Consider the following 16,889-nt stretch of genomic DNA (forward strand, 5'->3'; position numbering starts at 1 on the left):
TCCCGACTTTCAGGCGCGGCTAGGCTAGGCCAGCTACTTCCTGCCAGGGGATGACCCGGAAAACTTGCCGCACTTCGCGCGAATCAAACTCGAGGCGGCCGAACGGGTTGTACTGCTCAACAATAATCAGTGCGGAGCTTCGGCTGATCAGGTTTTTGATGAACGATTTCCCCGGCTGGCCTTCTTCGGCCGGGTGCAGTTCGATTACGACATCGTCGCCGATAGCCGGTTTGCGCCGCTCGACATAAACGCGCTCGCCGTCTTTGAATTTTGGCCACATGCTATTGTTGGACACGCGCAACGCGAAGACATCCTTGCGATGAGCGAGGCCAGGTGGCCGAGGGACCAAGTCAACGACCTGCCCATTCATCTCGAACGCGCTTTCATCGTCGCCGAAGCCGCCGACGGTAGCACCGAGCTCTTGAATATCGCGGAGCATTTGCCCGACGGCGGGGAGGCGTACATCGCCGCCTTCAAACACCGCATTTGGCTCAACACGGTAGCCAGTCATCTGCGGTGCTTCCTTGGCCGTGAGCGCCAGAAGAACGTCAGACCCGGAGTGCATTTCGCCCCCAAGAATAAGAACGTGCGCCGGTACCCCGAGGATCTCAGCCACTCGGACCGCGCGATCCCGCGGGAGCGGCACAGCTCCGGATGCCCAGCGTGACACGTTCTGCCGGCTAGTGCCGAGCTGACGCGCCAATTCGCTGAGGCTGATCCCAGCTTTTTCAACAGCTTGCGCGAGCGGCGTCATGGCGCGGGACGCTCGCAAATTGCGACACAAATCGGAACGCACATAATTTGCGACGCTTCCGCTTGCGATGTCACTCATGATGTGACATAACGTGTGACATGAAACTCGCCGATTACCTCCGGACCCACGACATGAAGCCTTCCGAGTTCGCTCGGAAGGTCCAATCAAGTCGTCAAAATGTCAGCCGATGGATGCTGGGCCAGGCTGTGCCCCGTCCCGGCGACATGCGCCGGATCACTGAGGCAACTCGCGGCCAAGTCACCGCGAATGACTTCTATTTGGCGGAGGCCGCGTGATGTCAGTCGCGGCCCTCCCCTCGTCGTCGCCTTGGCTGCCGCGCCGCCCCAGATCGGCGGCTCAGGTTCAGTCGCTGCAGCCTGCGGCGCTGACGTTTCGCGATCATCGCCTGCAGGCCGGCAAGCAGGTCGGCGACGATCGCATCAAGTCTTCTCATTCGGACATCTCCGTCTCGGAACGCCCTGATCAAAACAGAAGGCGTTCCCGAGATGTCGGAATTTCACCCCGAGAAATCGGAAAATCATCCCGAGCGCACGGTGTTGCTTATGAGTGCCGTTTGTGAAGCCTCCGATCTCATGCGGGCGCTGGCGCAGCCATGCCCGCCCGGAGACAGTATCAAATCCGCGATCAATCGCGCTGCCAGGCGGGCATCCCGCTTCCTCGCCAAGCCCATGTCTTTCGGCCGGGCCGAAGACATCTGGCGCAAGGAAGCCCGCGCGATCCGGGCTGAGGAAATGGACGCGCTGCGACGCGCATCGAAACGCGAACAGGAAACGCGCGATGAAGCTCAGGCTCTTGAGGCGCGTCTTGCGCGGATCGAGGCGGCGCTTGTCGCGATCGACCCGGATTTCCATAGCGACGCGATTGATGCGTTGCGGCGCGCTGCTCGCCCGATTGGGCAAGGCACTCATCAGGTGACGCCATGACCGCACCGCTCCTGAACATGGCCGGGAGACCCGGCGATGCGCGCCCGGCGCTCCGGGTTACGGTTGATACGAGGCTCCATGGCGTAAGCTCAACTCGTGACTCATCTGGGAAACAGGCCCCGGCCTCGTCAGCTGGGGCCGCCCAGGGCTTCACGATCACGCTGCCTCTGCCTCCGTCGACCAACAATCTGTTCAAGGCTGTCGGGCGCGGCCGTGCAAAATCGCAGGACTATGCGCGCTGGATCGAGGCCGCCGGCTGGGCGCTCAAACAAGAGCGGCTGTCGCCAGTGACTGGCCCGTTCGCCTTCCTGCTGGCTCTCCCGCGCGGCATGCCCGGCGACTGCAGCAACCGGATCAAGGCGCCCGAGGATCTTCTCGTCGCGCACGGCCTGACGCCCGACGATCATTATGCCGACCTCGTCATGGCACACCGCTCGAATGCTGTCGCCGGCAAGGCCTGCATCGTGACGGTCGTCCCCATCCAACACGTTTCCGCTGCGCTCGCGAGCGTCGGCGGCGGCCCGAGGCCCCTTCCTGCTCTCCTCCCTCAGGAAGGGGCTGAGGCTGCATAGCTGCGCCGGGGCTTCCCGCGTGAGCGGGGCGACATCCGGTTTCGTCTCCCGGTCCCCGGCGCGGACCTCAATCGGGAGACGATCCGACAGAGACGAAAGAGAGACGCAACCATGAGCTTCATGAGCAAGCTGCGGAAGATCGAAGCGATCGACCCGCCCCGCATCCTGATCTACGGCCCGCCCAAGATCGGCAAGACGACGCTGGCCAGCGAATTCCCCGACGCGGTCTTCATTCAAATCGAGGACGGGCAGAACACGTCCGTCTCGCTCGACGGCTGGGGCCGCTCGGAGATCCAGTCCTATGGCGACGTGATGGAGGCGATGCGCTCGCTTTACGAGGAGGAGCACGAATTCAAGACGCTCGTCATCGACTCGATCAGCGAGCTGCAGGTCATGATCTATGACGAGACCTGCGCGCGCGGCGACGAGAAGGGCAACGCCAAGCAGCGCATCGAGGACTTCGGCTACGGCAAGGGCTACATCTACGCCCTGAACGTCTGGAAGGAGCTGATGGACGCGATCAACATGCTGCGCACCGGGCGCGGCATGACGACGATCCTCATCGGTCACGCCAAGGTCGACCGCTTCGACGATCCGGAGACCGTCTCCTATCACCGCTACGAGATCGACGTGCACGATCGGGCGCAGAAGCTCATCGAGCGCGAGATGGACGCCATCTTGCTGCTGAAGCGGGACGTCACGGTGAAGGAAGAAGACGCCGGCCCGAACAAGAAGCGGGCGCATGCCGAGGGCGGCGCGACCCGCTTCATCTACAGCGAGGGGCGCCCGTCGCAGGTTGCCGGCTCCCGCTACAAACTGCCGGCGAAGATCCCGTACCGCGAGGGCCAGGGCTATGCCGAGCTGGCCAAGTACCTGCCCGGCCAGCCTGAGCCGGCCGAACCCGCCAAGGTCGCCAAGGCGGCCTGACCCAAACCCGAACGACAGGAGAGACGGCTATGGCTAACCTCAATGGCTTCAATCCCGACGAAGTCCCGGACGACGACAATGGTAGTTTCGAGCCGATCCCGCCTGGTCGCTATGAACTGGAGGTCGTCGACAGCGACCTTGTCCAGACCAGGAGCGGCAAGGGTATGCTTCTCAAGCTCCAGCATCGCGTCGTCAGCGGCCCGCACGAGAACCGGCGCATCTTCTCGCAGCACAATTTCCAGCATGAGAACGCGACCGCGCAGGAGATCGGCCAGCGGGAGATCAAGAATCTCTGCGCTGCCATCGGCCACACCGGGCCGCTGGAGGACAGCAACGACCTGCACGGCATCGCGTTCATGGCGAGCGTGAAGATCGGCAAGACGACGCCTGAATACCCCGACCCGAAGAACGAGATCAGCCGCTTCATCCCGCGTGATGGCGGCGCGAGCTCGCAACGCTCCGCCCCCGTGCAGCGGCCGGCACCGGCGCAGCAGCAGCGTCAGGCCGCTTCGGCGGCAACCGGTGGCGGCAGCCGGCCAGGGTGGATGAACCGCCAAGCCGGCGCCCGCTGACCTGATCAACTCGAACTGAAGCAAGGCGACGCCGCGGACCCTTCCACGGCGAACGGCGGAGCCTTGCCGGGAGAAACCGAAATGGCTCGCATCTATCTCGCATCATCCTGGCGCAACCCGGAACAGCCCGCCCTGGTCGAGCGCCTGCGCATCGCCGGGCACGAAGTCTATGACTTCCGCAATCCGCCGCATTCGACCGGGTTCAAATGGTCGGACATTGGCCTGGAATTGCCCTGCTCTGCTGCCGACTATCGCCGGGCGCTGCTCTCGCATCCGCGCGCGGCGCAGGGATTCAATGCCGATTTCTCGGCCATGCGCTGGGCCGATACCGGGCTACTACTGCTGCCCAGCGGACGCTCTGCCCATCTCGAGCTCGGATGGATGGCCGGCGCTGGCAAGCGCACGCTCGTCCTGACCCGCGACGGTGAAGAACCGGAGCTGATGGCGCTCCTGGCTGACAGGATCTGCATCTCGGTTGCCGAGGTTCTGCAGGAGCTGAGGTCATGAGCGATCAGGAGCGCGAATACTGGCTCGCCGACGGCGAGGATAAGGCGAAGGCCGAGGCGTTCATCAAGGAGCGCAGCGACGCGCTGGTCGCCATGGCTGACATCGCCAAACGCCATGGGGGCGACGAATTCGTCACGCGCGGCAGCACCATCGCCGGGCTCTGCTTTCCTACTGACGAGTGCCCAGCCGGCTGGCGCGAAGTCACGCGTATGACGTTCGGCGACCGGCGCCGTCCGGTGTTTATGCCGAAGCGTACGACAAAGGCACTCAAGGCGATCTGCGCCGATCTGGCTTCCGTTCATGCCAAAGGAGCGAGCCACTTCACCGCCCATATGGGCGGTAGGAGCACTATGAAAGCTGGCGACGGCTTGGGCATGCGGATCATGTACATGTCGTGGGAATTCATCGGCGACGCGCTGCTGTTGTCCGTCCCCGTGAGTGATAGCGAGACGCCCTGCTTTGCATCGGATCACTCGCGGAAGCTCGCCATGTCGGAATACTGGGCGCTGCGCGAGGCCGCAGAAAAAGCGGCGGCCTAATGACCGCGCTCCCGTCTCTCCAATCACCGACCTCGCTCGCGATCGAGGCGCACCTTGACGGCAAGCCGCCGTACAAGGACGGCGAGAGTCTGCGCATCACCGGTCTTGCAACCGCATGCGACCGACGCCTCTGGTACTCCTATCGCTGGGCGCACAAGTCCTTCAGCCCGGAAGCTAGGCAGCGGCGTCTGATCGAGAGCGACATGTCGCGCAAGGCTGAGATCATCACGCTGCTGATGAATGCCGGCTTGAAGGTGCAGACACGCGACCCGCAGACCTGGTTCAAATTTTCGGCGCGCATGGCCGGCGGTCATCTGACTACGTTCTTCGACGGCACAGCAACAATGGTGCCGGAAGCGCCAGTGACCACACACCTCCTGCAGATCCGCATCTACAGCCGCAAGGACTGGGAGAACTGGCGCCGCAAGGGCATCCGCGAGAGCGAACCGAGCTACTTCATCAAGGCCCAGCTCGGTATGCGGGCGCTAGGTCTCACCCGAGCGCTGATCGTTGCCGAAAACCGCGACACGAAAGAGATCGAAGCCGAGCGCATCAGCTACGATGCAGCCTTGGCCACCGCGCACGAAGCTAGGGCCGAACGGATCGCGCTCGCTGACAGCCCGCCGGCCCGCATCAGCGATGATCCTGATTTTTGGGAGTGCAGGTTCTGCCCCGCTCGCGAGGTCTGTCACGGCGCGGCCGAGGCGCGGCGGAACTGCCGAACCTGCCTTGCATCCTGCGTCTCGGAAGGCGGATGGGGATGTGCCCGCCATGGCGTCGACCTCTCGGCCGAGGAACAGCGGCAGGGCTGCGCCGTGCACCTTTACATCCCGGATCTCGTGCCGGGCGACCAGATCGACGCGGACGAGGCGGCGTGCACGGTCACCTATCGCATGCCGGATGGCTCGACATGGATCGACGGGCCTCAGGCGAGTGATCCGCGACTAGACGCGGCAGGAGAATAGGCCGTGCTAGCCGCTGACGGTTCCGTTACTGCTGACACCCCGCTGCGCCTGTCCACAGCCGCAGAGCTTGCATTTCCGGGCGGGGGGATGAAGGCTGCCGGGCTGCGCAAGGAGCGTGATGCCGGCCGGCTGGAAACGTGGTTCGTCGCCGGCAAGGAATACACCTCGCTCTCTGCGATCGAGGAGATGTTGAAGCAATGCCGCGCCCGTCAAAAGGACCGAGGCTCTACCTCCAGCCCGAAAGGCGCGACGACACCGGAACCGTCGTCGACCGCGCCAGCTGGGTCATCCGAGACGGAAACAATAAGCGTCGGACTGGCTTCGCTGCTCATGAAATGCGAGCAGCCGAGGAAGCTCTCAGCCAATATCTGACCGAGAAGCACAATCCTGTGGTCGCCGTTGCGCTGTCGAGCGGTGACCCGAAAATTTACGATGTCCTCGCGCTGTATCTCGAACAGCGAGTTGAGAAACAGGCGCGGCCGTCAGAGGCGCGAGCGAGGATCAAGCGGCTCGCCCTATGGTGGAAGGAGCGCTGCTGCTCAGAGATCAAGCCGAGCACCTGCCAGGCTTACGCGAAAGAGCGCGGAGATGGTGCGGCGAGGCGCGAGCTCGAGGATCTGCGCGCGGCCCTGCGGCATGCCTGGAAAGAGCGAGTCCTTCCACACCCTATCCCTGTCGAACTGCCGCAGGCCGGCCCGCCGCGTGAGCGCTGGCTGACACGATCCGAGGTCGCACGCCTGCTCTGGGCGGCGTGGCAGTTGCGCGAGAAGCAAAAGCGCGTGCGGCGCGGCGACGATGGCGGGCCGCCGCTGGAGACAGCCCGCTACACGGCCAGGCATGTCGCTCGCTTCATTCTCGTTGGCCTCTACACCGGCACCCGCGCCGGTGCCGTCTGCGCGGCAGCTATCCGCCCGACTGTCGGCCATGGCTATGTCGACCTCGATCGCGGGGTCTTCTATCGCCGGCCACCGGGCACTCGGGAGACGAAGAAGCGCACCCCGCCGGTCGGGCTTGATCAGCGCTTGTTGGCTCACCTGCGCCGCTGGGAGGCCAAGGGCTTGTCGAAGAGCTTCGTGGTCGAATGGAACGGCCAGCCGGTCGAGCGCGTACACAAAGCCTTCCGGGCGGTACGCGAAGCGGCCGGCCTTGGCGAGGACGTCACGCCGCACATCCTCCGCCACACGGCCGCGACCTGGGGCATGCAGAACCGAGCTGATCCCTACGCCCTGTCCGGCATGCTCGGCATGACGCTGGAGACGCTTCAGAACGTCTACGGCCACCATCACCCCGACCATAACCGCGAGGCCGCTGCTGCCATCGCCAAAAGGCCAAAGCGCGAACTCCGGACAGATATGGACAGAAACGCAGGAACAGAACGAGATCCGGAATTTGCAAAAGCCCGATAGAATCGGCGTTCCCGCGCACCACATTCGCACCGGCTAGCGTTCGGGACGAGGGGGTCGCAGGTTCAAATCCTGCCACTCCGACCAAATTTTCCCGAGATAGTCCAAGACGTTGCGAAAACGGCCCTTCGGGGCTTTTTTTTCGTTTCCGGACGGAGATGCCGACGGTTTCGACGAGCGCGGCCCGGTTCCGACGATCCGTAGGGCCGTCCATCCCGTTCCGATGCCGCCGCGCTCCAGCCGAAAAGCCGCCTCAGGCGACCCGGATCCGGCCGAGAAAATCGGCGACTTCGCTGTCGAGATCGGCCGACTGACGCGACAGCACATCGGCCGAATCCGCCACGTGATTCGCCGCCTCGCCGGTCTCCTCGGCGACACGGCTGACGATGTCGATATGCCCGCCGGCCGTGACGGTCTCGTCCGCGGCGCGCCTGACATTCTCGGCGATGCCGGCCGTCGCCACGTTCTGCTTCTCAACGACCGCCGCGACGGCGATCGAAATCTGGTTGAGCGTGTCGATCGTCGCCGTCATCGCGTCGATCGCGTTGATCGCATCGGCCCCGGAGAGGCCGATCGCGTCGATCTGGCTCTGGATCTGCTCGGTCGCCCGCCAGGTCTCGTCGGCAAGCCCCTTGATCTCATGCGCAACCACGGCGAAGCCGCCGCCCATATTGCCGATCCTGGCGGCCTCGATCGAGGCGTTGAGCGCCAGCAGGTTGGTATGCCGGGCGATGGTCGAGATGACATGGGTGACGTTGCCGATCTCATGCACTTTGCGCGAGAGATCGCCGACCCGGTCGAGCACGGTCAGCGCCTGCTGCGTGGTGTCGCCGACGAGCCGGGCCGCCTCGTTCACCTGGCGATCGACCTCGGTGAAGGAACTGGCGAGTTCCGAAGTCGCCTCGGTGATGGCGACGACGTTCGACGACGAGGAGCGCGATGCCTGCGATGCGGCGACAGAGCGCTGGGACACCTCCTCCGCGCCGGTCCGCATCTGCACGGATGCGGCTCTGAGCGAGGCGATCGAGGCGATCACCGCCCGCGCGATCCCGGCGATCTTGCGCTCGAACTCGTTGGCGAGGTCATGCAGGATGCGCCGCCGCTCATGCGCCGCCCGCGCCGTCGTCTCGGCGACATCCCGGCGCGCCTCGTCGGCGATCGAGCGCGCTGCCTGCGCCTCGCTCCGCTCCCGCTCGGATGATTCGACTGCAAGCCGCAGCGACCAGACGATCCAGCTCAGCGCCCCCGCCTGCACGGCCACGATGGCGCCATGCAGGAAAGCCCGCTTGATGTCGCTGCCGCCGGGAAACACGCCCATCGAGTTGAAGGCGCTCAGCGCGAGATGGTGGGCGGTGATGGCAAGGGTCGCCGGCAGGAAGATGCGCCAGTCCAGCCAGCCGGCCAGCACCGCCAGCATGGCGAAGAAATACATGTGCAGGTCGGCCTGGTAGGGATGCCCGGCGAAGGCATAGACCAGCAGCATGACCTGGCCGACGAGCGCGACGCTGGTGACCTGACGCGTGATCCAGCCGATCCGGTCAATGCGCCAGGCAAGGGTGCTCAGGATTGCGAGAGCCCCACCCATCACAATGAGGTTCGACTGGGCAGGCCCGCCGGACGGCGTTCCGACTAGGAGCAAGCCGACATTGGCCCACAGGATCGCGATCAGGAGCTTGGCGAATCGTGTGCGGAGCCGCTCGACTTCACCCATTTGCAAGGCCCCTTGCCTGACGGATGCAAGATTGAGCCAGCGAACCGTCGACGACGAGCCAGGCACCGGCCCGATAGAGCGCGGCAGCGTAGTCCCGGCCGTCGCCGACGCTGATCGCGACGGCTGCAGTGGCGTCCAATTGGAGGATGCTGCCGCCCGCCTCCGCGACGGCGCGCGCCATCTCCGGCTGGGAGGTACCGGTCGGAAAGAAGGCAGCGATCGGCTGCCCGGGAACCGGCCAGGCCGCGACGAGGAAGGCGGCCAAAGCCATGGCCAGAGCGAACATCAGGCCGAAGCCGATTTCACGCATCGCGTGCCCCCCGGCATCCGATCCGCAGTTAAGAAACTGTCCAAAGAGTGCGACTGCTGGGCTTTACAACAGGTAAACGGAAGCGATTACTGTGAACCAGTGTTCACTTTCTCACCAGATCTGGATGCACACGAACAAGCGGCCCCGCCGCAGCGTCTCGCATGCAAGTCTGGGTAGAAGCCGAGAATTCCCTGCTCCGCCGCGTTGTCGCACGTAGCCCCCGCGTGCCGCGCGAGGAGCCCGTCCCGCGCAGTGGCGCGCAGTGGGCCACTTCGCTATGCTCGCGCCGCAATCTGGAGCCGCGCTCGCATGAAATCCGCCTTCCGCCTCATCGCCATTCTCGGCCTCACGACGCTGCTCGCCGGCTGCGACCGCTGCGGCAACATGATGGAACTCGACATGTTCCTGCAGCCGGTGAAGAAGGCCTGCACCGACCAGAAGCCGGCAGGCTGACACAGAACGCCGGAAGCTTCCGGACAACAAAAAAGCCGGGGCAACGCCCCGGCTTTCTGATTCCATGGAGTCGATCGGTTCAGCCGCGGCGCTTCAGCACCGACCAGCCGGCGCCGACCAGGCTCGCAGCCAGCGCCGCCTTGATCAGGTCGCCGAGCAGGAAGGGCTCGACGCCCGCCGCCCAGGCCTTGGCGAAGCCGAGGCCGGTCGCCCCGCTCGCCATCTGCGCGCCCAGCGCCAGCCAGGCGAAGCCGAGCGCCATCAGCACGATCTCGGCCAGCACCACGCCGCCGGCGAGGCGCAGGAGCGAGGCGCCGCGCGAGCCGGCCCAGCCGGCGATCGCAGCCGCGGCGACGAAGCCGATCAGGAAGCCGCCGGTCGGTCCGAGCAGATAGAGCGGGCCGGCCGCGACTGGTGGGGTGTTGGTGAAGACCGGCAGGCCGAACAGGCCGTAGGCGATGTAGAGCGCGACCGTCGCAGCGCCCAAGCGCGCGCCATAGGCGGCGCCGAGGCCGAGCACGGCCAGCGTCTGAAGCGTCATCGGCACCGGCCAGAACGGCACCTTGACCTTGGCGGCAGCGACGATCAGCAGGCTGCCGATGACGGCGAGCGCGACATTGCGCAGGACGCGCGTGCGCGGATCCGACAGGGCCGGCAGGGCCGCGTTGACCATGGAGGTGGCGGGCAGTGGCAGCGTCTCGGCCATCGGATCTCGTCCTTCTTCTTCGGGCGCCGTCGACGCCCGGCCTGTTCGTCTATAGGAAATGGCCCGCCGGCCGACAAGCCGGAGATCATGCCGCTTCCGGATGTGCAGATGACCAGCCCTACTCCCGAGACCGACGAGCCGCTCGATTTCGACCGCGACCCCGGCGCGGCCTCCGGCGAGCTCGTCCAGCTCTCGCCGCTGGTGCGCCGCCTGATCGCCGGCAATGGCGGGCCGATGACCTTCACCGGCACCTGCAGCTACATCGTCGGGCGCGGGCGCATCGCGATCATCGACCCCGGCCCGGACGATCCCGGCCATGTCGAGGCCCTGCTCGCGGCGGTCGCTGGCGAGACCGTCACCGACATCGTCATCACCCACACCCATCGCGACCATTCCCCGGCGGCGCGGGCGCTGAAGGCGGCGACTGGCGCGCGCATCGTCGGCTGCGGCCTGCACCGGCCGGCACGCGAACTCGTTCTCGGCGAGATCAATCCGCTCGACGCCTCCGCCGACCGGGACTACGCGCCCGATCTGATCATGGCCGAGGGCGATGCCGTTTCCGGCCCGGGCTGGACGCTCCAGGCACTGGAAACGCCCGGCCACACCGCCAACCACCTCGCCTTCGCCCTTCCGGAGGAGAACACGCTGTTCTCGGGCGACCATGTCATGGCCTGGTCGACGACGATCGTCGCCCCGCCCGACGGCTCGATGGTCGCCTATATGGCCTCGATCGAGAAATTGCGCGGGCGCGAGGACCGGCTCTACTGGCCCGGCCATGGCGGCCCGGTGCGCGAGCCTCAGCGCTTCCTGCGCGGGCTGGTCCAGCACCGCCGCCTGCGCGAGGCCGCAATCCTCAGCCGTCTGCAGGCCGGCGACGAAACGATCGCCGAGATGGTGCCGCCGATCTATCAGGAACTCCCACCTCGCCTGCTCGGCGCCGCATCGCTCTCGGTGCTGGCGCAGCTCGAGGATCTGGTCGAGCGTGGCGTCGTCCTCTGTGACGACGGGGCACCGCTGCTGGCGAGCCGCTACCGGCTGGCGTGAAGCACCATCGTCATTGCGAGGAGCATAGCGACGAAGCAATCCAGGGCGGCAGCGCTCTACGTCCCCTGGATTGCTTCGCTACGCTCGCAATGACGGCAATGCAGCTCAGCGCAGCTCGACCAAAAGCTTCACCTCTTCCTCGAACGCTGCGATGCGCTTGGCGTTGGCGCCGAAATCGAAGCCGCCCAGCCGCGAGGCCGAGCGGATGTCGATGCGGCTGCCGTCGGCGCGCGGCCTGATGCGGATGGTGATGTCGTCGACGAGGCGCAGCACGCGCGAGCGCGCCACCGCATCGAGCCGCCCCGCCCCGCTGCGCCCGCCCGGCGCGGCGCCCTCCAGCACCTGCCAGCCGAGCGTGACGCAGGCTTTTCGGGCGATGTCGTAGGCAATCTCGGCCGGCAGTTCGAGCACGATCGGCACCGCCTTCGGATAACCCTGGCGCTGCGCCTTGCGCCGCTCGGCCGGAACATCGGGGGGCACCCGCCCCTCGCGTGCGGTCAGGGCCACGCGCGAGCGGCTGAAGGCCGGCGGCTCGTCGACATCGGTCGAGACGTCGGCAAGGAAGGGCAGCGTCGCGAGCTGGAAGCCGCCATAGGCGACCGGTGCCAGCAGCAGCAGGCAGAGCAGGAAGGCCTGCACGGCGATGCCGATGCCGCGATGCCCGTCCTGCCAGATGCGGACGAAGGCGGCGAGCGCCAGCAGGAAGGCGAGCAGCACGAAGATATAGGCGCCGGCGATCGGTGCCAGCCGCTCGACCGAGGGCTGGCCGAAGCGGAAGATCAGCACGGCGAGCACGACGACCGTCAGCCCGAACAGCGCCAGCCGCCGGCTCCAGATCGCCGCGCGCGAGATTGGCTCCTCGAAGACGAGACGACGGTGCATCTCTCTTAGGTGCTTGAGCCTCGGGAAGAAAACAAGGGATCGCTTGAAACTGACCGAGTCGTCCCGGGCGGAGCGTAGCGCAGACCCGGGACCCATGCCGGAACGTTTATCGGTGAAGCTCAGGAATGGATCCCGGATCTCCGCTTCGCTACGTCCGGGATGACGGTGGTGGTTCAGAGGAAAATCAGCGCACGACGATCCGCGCCGTCGCCTCGACCACGCCCGGCACGGCCCGCAGTTTCTCGATCAGATCGAGCACCTCGTCCGGCTGTAAAGTCGCCGCATCCTCGGCAGCGCTCGGCGCCGCCTTGAGCCAGCGCTCGCGCAAGGCCGCCGGCAGCTCGGCGTCGGTGCCGAAGCAGGCGAACAGGTTCTCGAAGGCCGCGTCGAGCACGATGTCGTTCAGCCCGAAATCATAGGGGTAGGACTGGCCGCCGGCGCGCAGCACACTCCTGCCCTCCTCGCCGCGCACCGGCAGCACGACCGAGGCTGTGCCGTCAGGCGCCAGCACCCAGCAGGACAGCCGCGTCCCGGCCTTGCCCTCGATTCGGACATCGAGCCGCCTCCCTTTCGCGAAAGGCGACGCCGCCGGCAGCAGAGCGAGCCGAGATCGATCCGAACCGGCGGTGGCGGCGACATGCTCGAGAAAGGGCCTTACCGCCGGGTCGCAGCCCAGCCCTTCGACCGGGATACGATTGCGCCCGCTCGGCGCCAGCACGGCGCCGCCGCGGCGGAATTCGAGCTCCATCCAGCTCTGGCCGTCGCGGTCCCGGTCGAAACGGCCGCGCGTCGTCACCTCGGCGCCGACAGCGCCACACTGGCCAGGAGCCGCCTTGCGGATCTCCAGCGGCCGTGAGCGCAGGACGCGATCGTCGGAACGCGATTCAGCGTCGAGCGCCAGCAGCAGCCGCTCGCCGAGCGCTGCGCTGCAGCCGCTGTAGCCGCTCACTGCAGCGAAGGGGCAGATATCGACCCGCCTGAGATCGGGCGCTGCGCGCGCGAGATTCTCGACCACCCGGCTCATCACCTGGTCGACGTCAACCACGCCGGGCTTGATCCGGATCGCGATCTCGACTGGCTCGCTGGTCGCCTTGCAGTCGCCGGTCTTGGCGATCGCTTGCAGGCGGAAACTCGCTTTGTCCTCCTGCCGCGCCGGCTCGGTGAAGAACACGCTGGCATCGCCGTCGAACGCCCTGCGGATCTGCGCCTCGGCTTCGCCTTGCTTCTGCAGATTGAGGCTGTCGCGCAGCGTCTTGATGCGGACGACATCGGCGCTCGCCGCCAGCCTGACCCGACCTTCGCTCTGCAGGCGGCTCTCGATGGCGAGCCTGACCTCGTCGGCCTGCGTGCGCGACAAGACCTGCTGGCCGCCATCGAAGCCGACCACGGCGAGCGAGAGATCGCGTTTGCCCGAGCAGACTGCGACATTGTCGAGCCAGGTCGACAAGGCGTCGGCGCGCGCGGCGCCGCCGGCGGCGAGGAACAGTCCAGCGATGAGGAGGCTTCGCAGCAAACCGCTCACAGCCGGGTCCTAATGCTCCTGCTCCAGCGACCGCGCATAACCATCGAGCGCCCGGACAAAGACGGGGTTGAAGCGGCCATCGATCGCGCCGCTGTAATGATCGGCCTTCTGGGCGGCCCGTTGCAAGGCGCGCACCGTCTCCGGCTTCAGCTTCTGCTCGGAGACATCGCTGGCGGAGATCGCCGCGGCGCCCGCCTCTCCCTTCTCCAGCGCCTTCATCAGCATCTGCAGCGAATTCGCGCCGGGGAAGAAGGAGCCGAAGCCGTTGTCGATCAGCGTCGCCGTCGAGACCATCGCGATCGGATCGCCCTTGTCGGCGGCCTGGCGGAACAGGTCAAAACCCTTCTGCGGATTCTTCGGAAAACCCGGACGCCCTTCGAGATAGGCCGGCACCAGCTTGGCGATCGAAAAGGCGTCGCCCGCCTCGGCTGCCTTCTGGTACCAGCGTAATGACGCCGCCTCGTCGCGCGGCCGGCCGCGGCCATATTGCAGCATGCGCCCGACATTGCTCATCGCGATGGCATTGCCGGTGCCGGCAGCCTGCTCATAGAGCGTAAAGGCCTTCTGCAGCTCGACCTTATTGCCCTGGCCATTCTCGTAGAGCGCACCGAGATTGTTCATCGCCGCGGCACTGCCGGCATCGGCCGCCTTGTCGTAAGCCGCGAGCGCCTCCTTGTAGCGCTCGGCTTTGTCGTAGGAGCGGCCGAGCTGGTAGGAGAGCCGCCTGATCTGCGGCTGCGACTCCGCCGCCTGCTTGCAGGCCGAGATCGCGGCGCGGGCATCGATCCGCGCGAACTTCACGCCCTTGACGCCCTCGCGCCTGTCGGGATCGTTGGGATCGCCCGCGAGCTCGTCGCAGTCCAGCACGCGCGGATCGCGCGAAGCGTCGGTGCGGCCGAGATAGCCTTCGGCGAGGGAGCGATAGGCGCAGACCGCGCCGCAGCCCTTGAGATAGTCCTCGTACTTGCCGGAGCCGCCGAGCCTGATCCAGTTCTGCTCGTCGCTCGCGGCTTCGCCGCTGCGGCGCTTGTCGAGCAGCAGCGCCATCGCCGCCTCGCGATAGCCGCAGGTCTCGCCGCAGCGCGCGACATAGGCCTCGAGCACGCTGCGCTCGCCAGCCGCCTTGGCCCGCTGCCAGTTGGCTTCATCGCGCGCCGATGCGACGGCACGCGCCACGGCCGGCACCGGCTGCGCCACCGGCAAGGCGATCCAGGCGAGGTCGATCTCCGGAGCCTGCTCGCGGCCGCTGTCGCGCCGGGCCGCCGCCTCGACGCTGTCCTTGAGATAGCGCTGCAGGTCGGACCAGGCGAGCGGGCCGGTCTCAGGCGCTCCCGCTGGCCGCGCCAGCCCGGCAGCGCCCATCAAGAAGCGGCTGGTGAACAGGCCGAGCTTCTGGTTCTCGTCCCAGTTGGCCGGGGTCGTGCCGGAGGTCGCGACCAGCTTGACGATACCGCCGCCCGTGCGTGGCTTGGCCGGCGTGAAGCCCGGCGCCGAGACCGCAAGCAGGCTCTCGCCCTTGCGCCCGGTCTCGCCGGTGAAGCAGGCGTCGATCATCGCGATCAATTGCCGCTGCGGCCCGATCTTCTGCCGGACTAGCTCGAGATTGCGGTAGAGCGTCTGCAGGGCGTAGCCGCTCTCGCTGGCGTTCGGGTTGCCGTCCTGCGGCAAGAGGAAGGGCTGGCGCGTGGCGAGATCAGGCACGCCATGGCCGGAATAATAGACGAAGACGTTGGAGCGGCCCTCGACCGCGCTGCGCCATAGCTTGCCGCCTTGCGGATTGGCCTCGCTGCCGAACATCTGGGTGAGCTCGCCGAGCGTCGCATCCTTCAGCAGAAAGACGTTCTGTTCGCGGAAACCGAGCGTGCCGGTGAGCCAGGCCTTGATCGCCTCGGCGTCGTTATGGGCGAAGTCGACCGTGCTGGTCTGCTTGTAACTCTTGTTGCCGACCACCACCGCGATCGACTCGGCATTGTCGGAGAAGGTTGCCGGCGGGGCCTGCGCGATCGAACTGGAGGCGAGCCCGAGCCAGAGCAGGATCGCGATCAGGAATGCCGGCAAGATCGCCTCCGAAATCAGGGCGCGCCAGCGCGGGACCGCACGGGTGCGTCGATGCGGCTTTTGTCCGGACGATCCGTGGCGAAGATGTGACGCTCGGTTCGTTCAACCTGCACCTTGCCTAGCCGAACGATCCTGCTCGTCCGTCGTCGCGAGCCAGATGCCGATACCGACGACGACGATCCCAATGACGAGATTCCAGCCGATCGGCTCGTTCAGCAACACGGCGGCTACCAGCGAGGCCGTGACCGGGTTGATGGTGACGGTGACTGCAACGCTGGTCGGCGACGCCCGCCCCAAGGCGAAGGCCCAGAGATAGAAGGTCAGCGCGGCGCCGATCACGCCGAGATAGATGGCCGCCGACCATTGCGGGACGGCGAATTGCGAGACCGCATCGAAGCTGCCGCGCAGCGCCGAGATCAGAACCAGCGCCACAGCACCGACCGCCATCGCGACCGTGGTGAACGGGATCGGTCCGCAGCGGCTGATCACCGGCTTCGACCAGATGCCGTAAAGCGCCATGCAGAGCGCCGCCGCGATCATCAGGAGGTCGCCGCGCCAGGCCTGCGGCGGCGCGTGGCCGAGGCCGGAGAGCAGCGCGAAGCCGACGCCTGCCATGGCGACCAGCACGCCGATGGTCTTGCGCGCCGTCAATCGCTCGCGGCCGAGGGCCGCGCCGACCATCAGCGACAGCAGCGGCAGGGTCGAGAGGGCCAGCGCCCCACGCGCGCTGCTCGTATAGATCAGCGCGGCGTTGAACAGGATCGGGAAGATCGCGAAGAAGAGCAGCCCGAGCCCGGCGGTCTGAAGCCAGTCGCCGCGTTCAGGCCAGCGCCGGTCGCCGAGCAGGGCGACTGGAGCAAGCAGCAGGCAGCCGATGCCGAAGCGGAAGGAGCCGATCGCGAGGGGATCGAGATGGCCGACGAGATAGCGCGTCGCGGCGATGGAGGTCCCTCCAAGCGCGCTCGACGCTGCCGCGGCCACCACACCCCAGAGCTCGCTCATGCCGGGGCCTCCGCTGGC

19 protein-coding genes are annotated in these 16,889 nt (G+C 66.5%); 11 read left to right on the top strand and 8 right to left on the bottom strand.

The features are described 5' to 3' along the window. Nucleotides 1-19: 19 nt before the first annotated feature. Entirely contained in the window at nucleotides 20-754 is a 735-nt protein-coding gene (locus GV161_RS06410; protein ID WP_159650179.1) for a helix-turn-helix domain-containing protein, read from the bottom strand. A gap of 506 nt (nucleotides 755-1,260) precedes the next feature. On the opposite strand from GV161_RS06410, the gene GV161_RS06415 reads away from it, so the two are divergent. The 9 genes from GV161_RS06415 to GV161_RS06450 all read left to right on the top strand — a co-directional run bounded on the left by GV161_RS06415 (nucleotide 1,261) and on the right by GV161_RS06450 (nucleotide 7,186). Beyond that, a complete protein-coding gene (locus tag GV161_RS06415) occupies nucleotides 1,261-1,698 on the top strand; it encodes a hypothetical protein (protein WP_152015491.1) in 438 nt (145 codons plus the stop codon). Next, a complete protein-coding gene (locus tag GV161_RS06420) occupies nucleotides 1,695-2,270 on the top strand; it encodes a hypothetical protein (protein ID WP_152015490.1) in 576 nt (191 codons plus the stop codon). Before GV161_RS06415 ends, GV161_RS06420 begins: the two co-directional genes overlap by 4 nt. Nucleotides 2,271-2,381: 111 nt before the next feature. Then, entirely contained in the window at nucleotides 2,382-3,197 is an 816-nt protein-coding gene (locus GV161_RS06425; protein WP_152015489.1) for an ATP-binding protein, read from the top strand. 29 nt (nucleotides 3,198-3,226) lie between these two features. Then, nucleotides 3,227-3,769: a DUF669 domain-containing protein gene (locus tag GV161_RS06430; RefSeq protein WP_152015488.1), complete on the top strand. Its 543-nt coding sequence runs from the start codon at nucleotides 3,227-3,229 to the stop codon at nucleotides 3,767-3,769. 81 nt (nucleotides 3,770-3,850) lie between these two features. Further along, nucleotides 3,851-4,276 carry a hypothetical protein gene (locus GV161_RS06435; protein ID WP_152015487.1) on the top strand — a complete coding sequence of 142 codons (426 nt, stop codon included), beginning with the start codon at nucleotides 3,851-3,853 and terminating at the stop codon, nucleotides 4,274-4,276. Next, nucleotides 4,273-4,815: a hypothetical protein gene (locus GV161_RS06440; protein ID WP_152015486.1), complete on the top strand. Its 543-nt coding sequence runs from the start codon at nucleotides 4,273-4,275 to the stop codon at nucleotides 4,813-4,815. Before GV161_RS06435 ends, GV161_RS06440 begins: the two co-directional genes overlap by 4 nt. Then, on the top strand, nucleotides 4,815-5,780 hold the full coding sequence (locus tag GV161_RS06445) for an oxidoreductase (protein ID WP_152015485.1): 966 nt from the start codon (nucleotides 4,815-4,817) through the stop codon (nucleotides 5,778-5,780). The genes GV161_RS06440 and GV161_RS06445 overlap by 1 nt, the downstream gene beginning before the upstream one ends. Before the next feature lie 3 nt (nucleotides 5,781-5,783). Continuing rightward, on the top strand, nucleotides 5,784-6,152 hold the full coding sequence (locus GV161_RS31095; RefSeq protein WP_244624156.1) for an excisionase: 369 nt from the start codon (nucleotides 5,784-5,786) through the stop codon (nucleotides 6,150-6,152). Then, the gene (locus GV161_RS06450) at nucleotides 6,116-7,186 is read left to right on the top strand and encodes a site-specific integrase (RefSeq protein ID WP_244624155.1); all 1,071 of its coding nucleotides are present in this window, start codon (nucleotides 6,116-6,118) and stop codon (nucleotides 7,184-7,186) included. Before GV161_RS31095 ends, GV161_RS06450 begins: the two co-directional genes overlap by 37 nt. A gap of 250 nt (nucleotides 7,187-7,436) precedes the next feature. Here GV161_RS06450 and GV161_RS06455 read toward each other — a convergent pair whose 3' ends face one another. Then, nucleotides 7,437-8,894 carry a methyl-accepting chemotaxis protein gene (locus GV161_RS06455; protein ID WP_152015483.1) on the bottom strand — a complete coding sequence of 486 codons (1,458 nt, stop codon included), beginning with the start codon at nucleotides 8,892-8,894 and terminating at the stop codon, nucleotides 7,437-7,439. Then, the gene (locus GV161_RS06460) at nucleotides 8,887-9,204 is read right to left on the bottom strand and encodes a hypothetical protein (protein WP_152015482.1); all 318 of its coding nucleotides are present in this window, start codon (nucleotides 9,202-9,204) and stop codon (nucleotides 8,887-8,889) included. Before GV161_RS06460 ends, GV161_RS06455 begins: the two co-directional genes overlap by 8 nt. 309 nt (nucleotides 9,205-9,513) lie before the next feature. Here GV161_RS06460 and GV161_RS06465 point away from each other — a divergent pair, with 309 nt between their 5' ends. Continuing rightward, nucleotides 9,514-9,657: a hypothetical protein gene (locus GV161_RS06465; protein ID WP_159650180.1), complete on the top strand. Its 144-nt coding sequence runs from the start codon at nucleotides 9,514-9,516 to the stop codon at nucleotides 9,655-9,657. 79 nt (nucleotides 9,658-9,736) lie between these two features. On the opposite strand, the gene GV161_RS06470 is transcribed toward GV161_RS06465, so the two are convergent. Beyond that, nucleotides 9,737-10,363 carry a biotin transporter BioY gene (locus tag GV161_RS06470; protein ID WP_244624154.1) on the bottom strand — a complete coding sequence of 209 codons (627 nt, stop codon included), beginning with the start codon at nucleotides 10,361-10,363 and terminating at the stop codon, nucleotides 9,737-9,739. A gap of 108 nt (nucleotides 10,364-10,471) precedes the next feature. On the opposite strand from GV161_RS06470, the gene GV161_RS06475 reads away from it, so the two are divergent. Then, on the top strand, nucleotides 10,472-11,407 hold the full coding sequence (locus GV161_RS06475) for an MBL fold metallo-hydrolase (protein ID WP_152015481.1): 936 nt from the start codon (nucleotides 10,472-10,474) through the stop codon (nucleotides 11,405-11,407). 105 nt (nucleotides 11,408-11,512) lie between these two features. Here the strand turns inward: GV161_RS06475 and GV161_RS06480 are convergent, their stop codons facing one another. The 4 genes from GV161_RS06480 to GV161_RS06495 form a co-directional block, all read right to left on the bottom strand. Continuing rightward, nucleotides 11,513-12,289: a DUF1499 domain-containing protein gene (locus GV161_RS06480; protein ID WP_152015480.1), complete on the bottom strand. Its 777-nt coding sequence runs from the start codon at nucleotides 12,287-12,289 to the stop codon at nucleotides 11,513-11,515. A 184-nt stretch (nucleotides 12,290-12,473) separates the two neighbouring features. Continuing rightward, nucleotides 12,474-13,811, bottom strand: a complete 1,338-nt coding sequence (locus GV161_RS06485) for a hypothetical protein (protein ID WP_244624153.1) — start codon at nucleotides 13,809-13,811, stop codon at nucleotides 12,474-12,476. Nucleotides 13,812-13,820: 9 nt separating this feature from the next. Continuing rightward, nucleotides 13,821-15,869, bottom strand: coding sequence for a caspase family protein (locus GV161_RS06490; RefSeq protein WP_244624152.1), 2,049 nt, complete (start codon nucleotides 15,867-15,869; stop codon nucleotides 13,821-13,823). A gap of 102 nt (nucleotides 15,870-15,971) precedes the next feature. Then, nucleotides 15,972-16,871, bottom strand: a complete 900-nt coding sequence (locus tag GV161_RS06495; RefSeq protein WP_152015478.1) for an EamA family transporter — start codon at nucleotides 16,869-16,871, stop codon at nucleotides 15,972-15,974. Between the last annotated feature and the right edge of the window lie 18 nt (nucleotides 16,872-16,889).

The organism is Bosea sp. 29B (assembly GCF_902506165.1).
Classification (GTDB): Bacteria; Pseudomonadota; Alphaproteobacteria; order Rhizobiales; family Beijerinckiaceae; genus Allobosea.